The organism is Micropruina sp. (genome assembly GCF_047606665.1).
In the GTDB taxonomy this organism is placed as follows: Bacteria; Actinomycetota; Actinomycetes; order Propionibacteriales; family Propionibacteriaceae; genus Micropruina.
The window spans coordinates 19611-31029 of record NZ_JASGEF010000071.1; the positions used below are offsets into that span (position 1 = coordinate 19611).

8 protein-coding genes are annotated in these 11419 nt (G+C 69.5%); 7 read left to right on the top strand and 1 reads right to left on the bottom strand.

Annotated elements, in window-relative coordinates; genetic code table 11:
* Window positions 1-33 precede the first annotated feature (33 nt).
* From QM619_RS16735 to QM619_RS16765, 7 genes are all read left to right on the top strand, one after another.
* Window positions 34-966: an AEC family transporter gene (locus QM619_RS16735; protein ID WP_415111429.1), complete on the top strand. Its 933-nt coding sequence runs from the start codon at window positions 34-36 to the stop codon at window positions 964-966.
* A gap of 111 nt (window positions 967-1077) precedes the next feature.
* Window positions 1078-2016, top strand: a complete 939-nt coding sequence (locus QM619_RS16740) for a T3SS (YopN, CesT) and YbjN peptide-binding chaperone 1 (protein WP_415111431.1) — start codon at window positions 1078-1080, stop codon at window positions 2014-2016.
* Between the two features lie 879 nt (window positions 2017-2895).
* Complete coding sequence (locus QM619_RS16745) at window positions 2896-3288, top strand: pyridoxamine 5'-phosphate oxidase family protein (protein WP_415111434.1); 393 nt, start codon at window positions 2896-2898, stop codon at window positions 3286-3288.
* A gap of 10 nt (window positions 3289-3298) precedes the next feature.
* Window positions 3299-4168, top strand: a complete 870-nt coding sequence (locus tag QM619_RS16750) for a universal stress protein (protein ID WP_415111437.1) — start codon at window positions 3299-3301, stop codon at window positions 4166-4168.
* Window positions 4169-4178: 10 nt separating this feature from the next.
* Window positions 4179-8120: an ATP-dependent RNA helicase HrpA gene (hrpA, locus tag QM619_RS16755; protein ID WP_415111440.1), complete on the top strand. Its 3942-nt coding sequence runs from the start codon at window positions 4179-4181 to the stop codon at window positions 8118-8120.
* Window positions 8121-8266: 146 nt separating this feature from the next.
* Entirely contained in the window at window positions 8267-9166 is a 900-nt protein-coding gene (locus tag QM619_RS16760; protein WP_415111443.1) for a PAC2 family protein, read from the top strand.
* A 2-nt stretch (window positions 9167-9168) separates the two neighbouring features.
* Window positions 9169-10023 (top strand): acyl-CoA thioesterase, encoded by an 855-nt coding sequence (locus QM619_RS16765; protein WP_415111446.1) that lies wholly within the window; start codon window positions 9169-9171, stop codon window positions 10021-10023.
* 297 nt (window positions 10024-10320) lie between these two features.
* Here QM619_RS16765 and QM619_RS16770 read toward each other — a convergent pair whose 3' ends face one another.
* Window positions 10321-11268, bottom strand: coding sequence for an RNA polymerase sigma factor RpoD/SigA (locus QM619_RS16770; RefSeq protein ID WP_415111449.1), 948 nt, complete (start codon window positions 11266-11268; stop codon window positions 10321-10323).
* Window positions 11269-11419: the final 151 nt, after the last annotated feature.

Here is an 11419-nt window from a genome sequence, read left to right on the forward strand (position 1 = left end):
ACCGGGTGTGGCCGCGGGACTAGGGTCAATCCAGTGCAGGGTGCGCTCTCCGGGTTCTTCACCATCGGCGTGATCGTGATCGCCGGCGTGCTGCTCGCCCACGTCAAAGTGCTCGGCGATCTGCAGCGGGCGCTGCTCAGCCGGCTCGCCTTCCTGGTCGCCTCACCCGCCCTGCTGTTCTCGCTGGTGGCGCGGGCCGATCTGGCCCACCTGTTCTCCCGGACCCTGATGGTGTCGGTGCTGGCGATCGGGATCACCGGCGCCGGCTACCTGGCCGTCGCTCGCCTGCTCAGCGGTCCGGCCAATGCTCGGACGGTGATCGGCACGCTGTGCGCCTGCTACACCAACGCCGGCAACCTCGGCCTGCCGATCGCCGCCGCGATCATGGGCGACATGACCTGGATGGCGCCGATCATGCTGGTCCAGATCGGGGTGATGCAGCCGACCGCGCTGGCGCTGCTCGACACCCGGGCGGCCCGGCGCGCCGGCGAGCTGCTGGCCTGGCACAGCTACCTGACCCTGCCGTTCCGTAACCCGATCACGGTGGCGGTGCTGCTGGCCGTCGCGGCCAACCTGTCCGGTCTCGCCGTCCCCGATCTGCTGATGGCGCCGATCGAGATGGTCGGACGCATCGCAGTGCCGGCGATGCTGCTTGCCTTCGGTGTCTCGCTGCGGCTGGATCCGCTGCCCGGACGCGGCCCGCACCTGCGCGAGGTGGCGCTGATCCAGTTGGCGAAGGTCGTGGCCCATCCGCTGCTGGCCTGGTCGCTGGGCGTCGCGTTCGGGCTGAGCGAGCCGGAGCTGCTGGCCGTCACGGTGATCGCCGGCCTGCCGACGGCGCAGAACATCTACGTGATCGCGTCCCGCTACGAGGTGGGGGAGTTGCTGGCTCGCGACTCGATCTTCGTCTCCACCATGTTGTCGATACCCACCATCACCCTGGCGGCGACCCTGCTCGGCGGCTGAACCCTGACCGCTCGCCCAACTATTTCGCGCTCGCCGAACTCGGCGAGCGCAAAACAGTTGGGCGAGCGGCTCCTGGAGCGCGCGTGCGGGCCGGGGTACTAGGTTGGGCTCGTGGACGACAACAATGCCAGCGAGGTGTACAGCTTCGATCTGGAACGCAGCACCGACCAGGCCTGGTCGGAGTTCGCCGGACGCCTCGGCGACGTGATCTCGCACATGGACGCCGGCGCCTCGTTGCGGATCGGTTCGCTGGCCACCGAGCAGGACGGCACCGCGCCGTTCGTCGTGTTCCACTGCGACGGCGGCGACAACATGGTCGTCGAGGCGGCCGGGAACGCCGCGCTGAGCGAGGAGTTCCAGCTGCTGCCCGATCAACTGACCGCCATCGAGGAACTGGGCTGGCAGCCGCCGAACGTCGACGAAGGGCATCCGACCGAGAACTTCTGGCGCACCGGCAGCCAGGAGCACGCCGCCGACCTTGCCCTGGCGGCGGTCGAGGTGTTGCGTGAGGTGTACCGGGTGCCGCATCCGGCCTTCTTGGCGCCCGATCAGCTGGCTGAGATCCTCACCCCGCCGGGTGTCCGCGAAGCCCCCACCACCAGCTACGACGCCGACGATGTGACTGCCCGGCTGGTCGCCGGCAAGGCCGACCTCGACCGACTTATCGAGGCCGAGTTGACCGACCTGCTCGGCCATTCCCCGCTGCAGGACACCGACGGCGACTTCGCGGTGCGGGTCGGTTCGACGATGGTCTTCGTGCGCGCCACCAGGGACGCCCAGGAGGTGCTGGTCTTCTCCGCGATCGTGCACGACGTCGAGGGGCGGAGCCGGGCCATGGAGGTGCTCAGCGACCTGAACACCGAGGCCCGGTTCGTCCGGTTCATGCTGATCAAGGACCGGGTGTTCGTCTCGCTGTCGATCTTCGCTCAGCCGTTCGTCCCGGCCCACCTGCACCAGGCGCTGCGGATGGTGTCGCTGGTCTCCGACGAGATCGACGAACCTCTGGCCGACAAGCTGCACGGCCGCACAACCTTCTCTTCCGACGCGTGATGCTCATCCCGACGCGGTCGATCTCACCTGGTCGTTGAGCGGGATTCGACGGCCGCAAAGCGGTCGTTCGGTGTTAGGGCCTGTCGTGGAGATCGGGTTCGGCAGTGAGCGGGGTTTCCGCGCCCGGCCCGGCAGGGCCGAGGGGAGCGCAGCCGGTCGGGATGCGGGACCCGCTGAGCCGCGCCGTACCTCAGTGGCGGCTCGGACGCCTGCCGTGCTCCGGTCGGGCCTGGAGGCCTTCAAAGATAGTGGGAGTTCGGGCACCGAGTTCGGTGCCCGAACTCCCACCTTGTCATCGACCCCGTAACGGCCGCCGGAGCACCCCTGTCCGATCAGCGGTTCCCGCTCACACAGGCGCCCAGATCTGCACCGTGTCCTCTGTCGCGCACAGCCGGAATCGCAAGCCGAGAGTCGCCCCTTCGTCCGATGGAGCGGGACCCTCCGGCCTGACCGACAGGCCGTGGATCAGCGACCGATTCGGGAACCGCTTCGCCTCACTCGCCTCGATGACGTCCCGAATCGGTCGCTGTTTGACGAGCCCGGACGCCACTGAACCCCTCGAACCGGGGGATGCGCATTCTGCCTGGTTCGATTGACCCGCCGGTCGGCGTTGAGGATGCCGGTCAGGGTCAGGTCCCTGGGTGTGGTGTAACGGCTGATTCCTCGGTGTGGGTGGTTGAGAGAGGTTGCCCGCCTGGGGCGATGGTGCGGTCGGGTGGCCAGTCCTCGCTCGGCGAGGTTTCGCTCCGCACTGCTGGGGCTGGGCGCGGAGGCTTGTCGTCCGCCACTCGAGCAATCTGCCCAGGGTGCGGGACCGGAGGCTGGGAACTGCGGACCGGAGACTGGGGACTGGGCTCGGAAACCAGTAGTGTCGTCGCTATGGCGCAGTACGGGCACCTGACCTCACTGGACGCGGCGGAATGCCGGTTGCTACTGGCCACCCGCGCCTTCGGCCGCGTCGGCTGGAATTCCGCTTCCGGCCTGCAGATCTTGCCGGTCAGCTACGGCTTGGCCGATGACCTGATCGTCTTCCGCACCGCGGCCCGCTCGCCGCTGGCCCAGCTGCTTGAGCCGGTCGAGGTGTCTTTCCAGGTGGACGACCTCGACCCGGAGACATCGACCGGGTGGAGCGTGCTGGTGCACGGCACGTCCGGGGCGCCGGTGGCCTCCCTTCCGGAGAACATGCCGTTCCCCTGGCCACCGGGGGATCGTCCGATCATCGTCGGCATTTCCCCTCACCATTACGCAGGTCGTTCGATCGCCGCGATCTGAGAGACGTTCGATGCCGAAGCCCTACGACGGTCCGCCGCCCATTCTGGTCGGCTATGACGCATCCGACGACGCCGTTCGGGCGTTGGAGTACGCCGCGCGGGTGGCCGCAGCCACCAAGACGATGCTGCAGCTGGTGTACGTCGCCGACGATGCCGTGGTGAGCAGTCCGTGGGGCGTGGTGTTCGATGCCAGTTCGGTGCAGGCGACGGCACGCAAGCTGCTCGCCGAGGCGGCCGCCACGGCCAACTCGCTGGGCGTGGCGAAGAAGCGGATCCGGATCAAGGTGGCGATCGGCACCCCGGTCGGTGTGTTGGCCCAGCTGAGCCAGAACTGTTCGATGGTGGTGGTCGGACGCCGCGCGCACACAAGCCGGACCCTGTCCTTCTCCGGATCGACGTCGGTGGGCCTGGCCGGCGCTGTGCGCTGCCCGCTGGTCGTGGTGGCCGACATTCCGACCCTGGATGACGGCCCGATCGGGGTCGCGCTCGAAGCGGACGGTCCCGGCTCGCTGGCGCTGGAGTGGGCGTTGAGCAATCCGCTCTTCGCCGGCCGGCCGATCAAGGTGATCAGCGTCTGCAAGGCGCCGCAGAGCCGGATCTTCTGGCTGAGCGTCAGCCAAGATCAGGCCGACGCCGCGATCGAGCAGACCGAGACACACCAGGCCGCTCAGGTGGCCGAGGTGGCCGCCCGCCACCCCGACGCCCCAGAGATCACCACCGAGGTCCGCTACGGCTCGCCGGTCGACGAGCTGTCGACCTTCAGCGAAACCGTCTCGGTGCTGGTGATCGAGGCCGATGTGCGCTTCCCGACCTACTCGGTCGGCAGCGTGGCCCGCGGACTGATGACCCACGCCGGCTGCCCCCTGATCTTGGTCAAGTAGCTCGGCGGCCGTGTCCGGGGAGTTGAAGCTGGCGGTCGACGCCGCGCTGCCGATCGCTGCCTGGGCCGACGACATCGTCGCCGCCATCCGCGACAATCAGGTGGTGATCGTGGCCGGCGAGACCGGTTCGGGCAAGACCACCCAGTTGCCGAAGCTCTGCCTGGCCGCCGGACGCCAACGCGTCGGTCACACCCAGCCGCGCCGGATCGCCGCCCGCAGCCTGGCCGAACGGATTGCCGAAGAGATCGGGACGCCGCTGGGCCAGGTGGTCGGCTACCAGGTCCGGTTCACCGCCAAGACCAGCCGGCAGACCCAGATCAAGGTGATGACCGACGGCATCCTGCTCGCCGAGATCGGCCACGATCGCGACCTGCGCCGCTACGACACCCTGATCATCGACGAGGCACACGAACGCAGCCTGAACGTCGACTTCCTGCTCGGCTACCTGAAACAGCTGCTGCCGCGGCGCCCGGACCTGAAGGTGATCGTCACCTCCGCCACCATCGACACCGCCCGGTTCAGCGAACACTTCGGCGACGCCCCGATCATCGAGGTCTCCGGCCGCACCTACCCGGTCGAGGTGCGCTGGCGTCCGGTGATCGAGTCCGGCACCGACCGCGATCTCATCGACGGCATCTGCGACGCCGTCACCGAGTTGATGCTGGACGGCCCGGACGGCGACATCCTGGTGTTCTGCTCCGGTGAGCGTGAGATCCGGGACGCCGCGGACGCCATCGCTGGCCTGGACTGGTCGCAACTCACCCGCCGCGAGGTGGAGATCCTGCCGCTGTTCGCCCGGCTGTCCGCACACGAACAGCACCGGGTGTTCGCCCGGCACACCACGATGCGGGTGGTGCTGGCCACCAATGTCGCCGAGACCTCGCTGACCGTGCCCGGCATCCGCTCGGTGATCGATCCGGGTTTCGCCCGCATCTCCCGCTGGTCGGCCCGCACCAAGGTGCAGCGGCTGCCGATCGAGCCGATCTCGCAGGCGTCCGCCAACCAACGCGCCGGACGCTGCGGCCGGGTCGCTCCCGGCGTCTGCATCAGGCTCTACGACGAGGAGGACTTCGCCGCTCGTCCGGAGTTCACCGAGCCGGAGATCCTGCGCACCAACCTGGCCTCGGTGATCCTGCAGATGGCGCGGGCCCGGCTCGGCGACATCGCCCGCTTCCCGTTCGTCGAACCGCCGGACAAAGCGCAGATCAGCGACGGCCTGCGGCTGCTCACCGAGTTGGGCGCGATCGAGCCCGAGCAGGCTCCCAGGTCCGTCATCCCGGCGAAAGCCGGGATCTCGTCGGGCGGCGTCTCGACAAGCTCGACCAGCGGGAGGCGGCGTCCGCAGCGTGGACGCGGCGGTCAGGTCCGACTCACCCCGATCGGGCACCAGCTGGCCCGGCTGCCGGTCGACCCGCGGCTGGGCCGGATGCTGGTCGAGGCCGAACGCCAGGGCTGTTTGCGCGAAGCCCAGGCGGTGGTCGCCGGCCTGACCGTGCCCGACGTCCGAGAACGGCCCGCCGACAAGCAGGAACAGGCTGATCAGCTGCATCGCCGCTTCTTCAGCGAGACCCCCTCCGATGGCAAGGAAGCGCCGCGCGACCCGTCCGACATCGCCGCCCTGCTGCGGCTGTGGCGCTACCTCCGGACGGCCCGCCGGGAGCGTTCAGGCAACGCTTTCCGGCGGATGTGCCGGGAGGAGTTCCTGAATTTCCTCCGGGTCCGTGAGTGGGAGGACCTCAACGAGCAGCTGAAGACGGTCTGCCGCGACCTGGGCATGTCGCGCAACGCCGAGCCGGCCGGCATCGACCGGGTGCATGTCGCCGTTCTGTCCGGACTGCTCTCGCACGTCGGGTTGCTGGACGAGCGGTCCGCGCCCACACCGGGGCAGAAGCGGCCCGCTGACAAGCGGCGGCGGGGTCCGCGCGAATACCTGGGCGCGCGGGGCAGCCGGTTCGCGATCAGTCCGGGTTCGGCGGCGGCCCGGGTCAACCCGCCGCTGGTGATGGCCGTCGAACTGGTCGAGACCACCCGGCTGTGGGCGCGCACGGTGGCCCCGATCGAGGAGACCTGGGTCGAGGAGGTCGGCAGCCATCTGCTCAGCCGCAGCTATTCCGAGCCGCGCTGGTCGGCCCGCTCCGGGCAGGTGGTCGCCACCGAACGGGTGACGCTGCTCGGCGTCCCGATCGTCGCCGGACGCACCGTGTCGTACGGCCGGATCGACCCCGAGGAGTCCCGCCGGCTGTTCATCCAGTCCGCGCTGGTCGAGGGCCAGTGGCACACCCGGCACCACTTCTGGGCCCGCAACGAGGCCGCACGAGCGGACGCCGAACAGCTCGCCGAGCGGACCCGCCGGCTCGATCTGCTGGCCGACGACGCCACTCTGTTCGCCTTCTACGACGCCCGCGTCCCCGCCGACGTGGTGTCGGTGGCCCACTTCGACCGCTGGTGGCGCGACGCCCGGCGCCGCGACGAGCACCTGCTCGACCTGGCGCCCGAGGACCTGCTCACCGACCAGCGGGTGGACGCCGAGCAGTTCCCCGACCACTGGAGCACCGGCGGGCTCGATCTGCCGGTCAGCTACGTCTTCGATCCCGGCTCCGGCCACGACGGGGTCAGCGTCGGCATCGAACTGGCCCAGCTGAACCAGGTCTCGGCGGACGACTTCGGCTGGCAGATTCCGGGCCTGCGGCAGGAGTTGGGCACCGAACTGATCCGGGCCCTGCCCAAGCAATGGCGAGCCCGGCTGGCGCCCGCACCCGACACGGCGAGGCGGGCGCTGGCCTGGCTGGCCGACAACCCGGTGCCGGGGGAGCCGCTGCCGACCGGACTGGGACGCGCGGTGCGGATGCTCACTGGCATCCAGGTGCCCGATGACGCCTGGCGGCTGGACGCCGTCCCTGACCATCTCCGGGTCCGGTTCGTGGTGACCCGCGACGGCGACGAGGTGGCCACCGGCAAGGACCTGTCCGCGCTCGCCGAACAGCTCGGCGCCCAGGTGCGGGCCGAACTGAACGCGGGCGCCGCCGAACACACCCACGGCGGTGCTCGAGACTGGGCGTTCGGTCGCGTCGCCGAGCGGGTCGACGGTGCGGTGGTCGGCTATCCGGCCTTGTCTGACCGCGGTGACACGGTCGGCGTGACGGTCTTCGCGACCCTGGACGAGGCGGTCCGCTCCCAGCTGCGCGGGCTGCGCCGGCTGGTGGCGCTGACCAGCCCCGACCCGACCAATTGGGTGCTCGCCCGGCTCAGCAACCCGGTCAAATTCGCCCTGGCCGCCTCGCCGTATCCCACCGTGCCGGTGCTGCTCGCCGACGCCCGGCTGGCCGCCGTCGGGGCCCTGATCGGGACCTCCAGCCGGGCGCGATCGTCGAACCCGCCGTGCGGGGACCCGTGGCTGGTTCGCGACCCGGACGCCTTCGCGGCCTTGCGCGACCGGGTCCGCACCGGTGCCGCAGATCGGATGCTGGCCGTCGTCACCGTCACCGGCGAGATCCTGCAGCGCTACCAGCGGATCCAGCTGGCGCTGCCGTCCGCGCCGGCACCGGTGCGCGCCGACGTCACCGAGCAGCTTGCCGGACTGATCTACCCAGGCTTCATCGCCGGCACGCCGGAGCCGCACTGGTCGCGGCTGCCGCGCTACCTGCATGCGGTCGAGCTCCGGCTCACCGCGGCTCGCACCAATCCGGGACGCGACCGGGCCGGCGCCGAGGTGATCGAACAGCTCGAGGACGAATACGCCGCGCTCTGCGCCCGCTATCCGGCCGGCCCGCTGCCCACCGGCGTCGCCGAGGTGGGCTGGCTGCTCGAAGAACTCCGGGTCAGCCTGTTCGCGCAGACCCTCGGGACGGCCGCGCCGGTCTCCGCCAAGCGCGTCCGGACGGCGATGGCGGCGGTGGTCGCCCCCACGTCATCCGGATCCCGTCATCCCGGACTTGCTCCGGGATCTCGGTGAGTGACGGTGCGTGCTGGGCGAGATCCCGGTGTCCGCCGGGATGACGTGGCGCGCGGGATGGCGTGATGTGACGCGGCATGCCTGCGTCCGTACGCCGTCGGCGTAGTCACTCGGCGGTTCGGGTGGTCCGCGCTAGGGTGGCACGCGTGATCGATCCCCGGTTGCTGTACACATTCGACCCCGAGGTCTGGTCGAGCCTGGACGGTGTCCGTCCGGTGCTGATCCACCTGTTCGAGGGCTATGTGGACGCGGCCGCGGTCAACCGGAATCTCGCCACTCACATCCTGCAGACCTGCACCCACGAGGTGCTGGCCGAGTTCGATCACGACCAGCTGCACGACTATCGCAGCCGGCGTCCGCAGATGGTCTTCGACACCAACAGCTGGGTGTCGATGAACGATTTCTCGCTGCTGCTCCACAAGGTCACCGACGCCGCCGGCACCCCGTTCCTGCTGCTCGCCGGGCCGGAACCCGACAGCCAATGGCGTCGGATGATGCAGGCCGTCCTGGGCATCGCCGAACGGCTCGATTCGGCCATGCTACTGACCGCCAGCGGCGTGCCGATGGCGGTGCCGCATACCCGGCCGACGCTGGTCACCTCGCATTCCACCGATCCGAAGCTGGCCACCGGCAACCCGTTGTGGATCGACCGGATTCAGATTCCGGGCAGCTTCTCTGCGGCGCTGGAGTTCCGGGCCGGCCAGGTCGGACTGACCGGCCTTGGTTTCGTCGCGCACGTGCCGCACTACCTGGCCCAGTCCACCTTCCCGCAGGCGACCGCCGCGGTGCTTCGCCGAATGAACGACGCCACCGGTCTGCACATTCCGGTCGCGGAACTGGACACCGAAGCCGAGCAGCAGCTGGCGACGATCGCCGCCGAGGTGCAAGAAGACGCCGAGTTTCCCGCCGTGCTGGCCGCCCTCGAAGAGCAGTACGACCAGCTGTCGGAGTCCGGACGGGCGTCGGTGCCGACCGCGGACGAGATCGGTGCCGCCGTCGAGCAGTTCCTGGCCGAGCAGGACGACTCGGCCAACGGACAGGGCTGAGGGTGCCCCGCACCACCGCCGAACTGCTCGGCCTGTTCGAGTTGGAACAGATCGACGCCGATCTGTTCCGCGGCCCACAGCCGGAGACCGTGCTGCAACGCTCGTTCGGCGGTCAGGTGCTCGCCCAGGCCCTCGCCGCCGCCTACCGCACCGTTTCGCAGGAGCGGATCGCGCACTCGCTGAACGCCTACTTCCTGCGGCCCGGTTCGCCGGCCAGCCCCATCCTGTACGTCGTCGAATCGACACGGGACGGCCGGACGTTCGCCCAGCGCAGGGTGGTGGGACGGCAGGACGGGCGTCCGATCTTCTCCATGGTGTGCTCGTTCCACGTCCACGAGGACGGCCTGGACCACGCCGACCCGCTTCCGTCCGATGTCGCGTCGCCGGACGCCTGCCGTCCCGCCGCCGAGGTGCTGGGGGAGCGGTCGGCCAGGACGGCCGTGGTCTGGGCGGCCGAGTGGGGAGCGCTGGAGGCCCGCTACGCGACCGAGCCGAACCTCGGACGCGAATCGGGGCCCGCCGAACTGCAGCTGTGGATCAGGGCCGAGTCACGGTTGCCGGACGACCCGCGGGTGCACCAGATGGTGCTGGCCTACCTCTCCGACATCTCGCTGCTGTCGGTGAGCGTGCTGGCCCACCCGGTGGAGTTCCTGTCGCCACGCATGCAGGCCGCGTCGATCGATCACGCGATGTGGTTCCACCGTCCGGTCCGCGCCGACGAATGGCTGCTGTACGACCAGGTGTCGCCCTCGGCGTCCGGTGGTCTGGGCTTCTCCCAAGGACGCCTCTTCGCCCACGACGGCACCCTCGCGGCGTCCTGCGCGCAACAAGGCTTGATCCGCCTCCTGGACGCCTGACGCGTTTCGCGGTGCGGCGCGTCCTCGCCTTGGCTGAGCCGTATTGGTTCAGTTGATAGATCGACCGACTCCGCAAGGACGCGGTCGCCGAACTCGGAACCCTCACGGTCCCGACCGGTGGCGACCGAGCCGAACACCCGCAGGTTCTTCCCACCTGCTTCGGCGACCAGCCGTCGGATTTCCTGGGCGTGTTGCGGAGTCGCCGAGCACGCGGGGAAATGTCATGAAGTGACTACGAACACAAAGGAAGCGGTCCGCCCTGGGGGGATAGGGCGGACCGCTTCCGTTTCGAGGGGTTCAGGCAGCCAGGTCGTGCGCGCTGCGTAGCTTGGCGATGGCGTGCCGCTCGATCTGGCGGACGCGCTCGGCGGTGATGCCCCAGACGGCGGCGATGTCGGCGAGCTTCGCCTGGCGTCCGTCGACCAGGCCGTAGCGACGCCGGACGACATCGGCGGAGCGCTCATCGAGGGAGGACAGCATGCCGTCGAGGCGGGCACGGTCTTCGGCGTCCAGCACCATCTCGTCCGGACCGGGGGACATCTCACGAGCCAGCAGATCGCCGAGTGCGGTGTCGCCGTCCTCTTCGACCGGGGCGTCCAGGCTGACGTGGTCACGAGCCAGCCGCAGCAGGTCGATCACCTGCTCTTCGGTGAGCCCGAGCTCATCGGCGATCTCCACCAGTTCTGGCTCGCGGCCGAAGCGGCGCTCCAGCGTGCGGCGGACGGCGGACACCTGGTTCACCTGTTCGGCGACATGCACCGGCAGCCGGACGATGCGGCCCTGTTGGGCGATGCCGCGGGAGATGGACTGGCGGACCCACCAGGTCGCGTAGGTGGAGAACTTGAAGCCCTTGCTGTAGTCGAACTTCTCGACGGCGCGGATCAGGCCGGTGTTGCCTTCTTGCACCAGGTCGAGCAGCGGCATCTGTGCGCGTCCGTACTTGCGGGCGACCGAGACCACCAGCCGCAGGTTTGCGGTGATGAAGCGCTGCAGTGCGGCGTCACCCTCGGCGGCGATCTGTTCGAGTTCGTCGGTGGTGGCGCCGTGCGGCTTGATCGCCTCAGCCTCCACGGTTCCGTTCAGCAGCGCCCTCGCGAACAACCCGGCCTCGATCCGCTTGGCGAGGATGACTTCCTCTTCGGCGGTGAGCAGGGCAGTCTTGGCGATTCCGTCCAGGTAGAGGCCAACGGCATCCTTGCCATCGATACCGTCGGTGCTCCGGATGCGGTGCGCAGTCGAGATCATGTGTGTCCTTTCGCTCCGTCATCAGTACAACGCAGCCGGGCCGCGGATGTTTCGTTCGACAGCCCCGAATGAACCCTGAGTACGGCGTGGGTGGACAAACAAAGACCACAGTCGTACCCGGACGCGGACCGCGGATGCTGGCCTGCCGCCG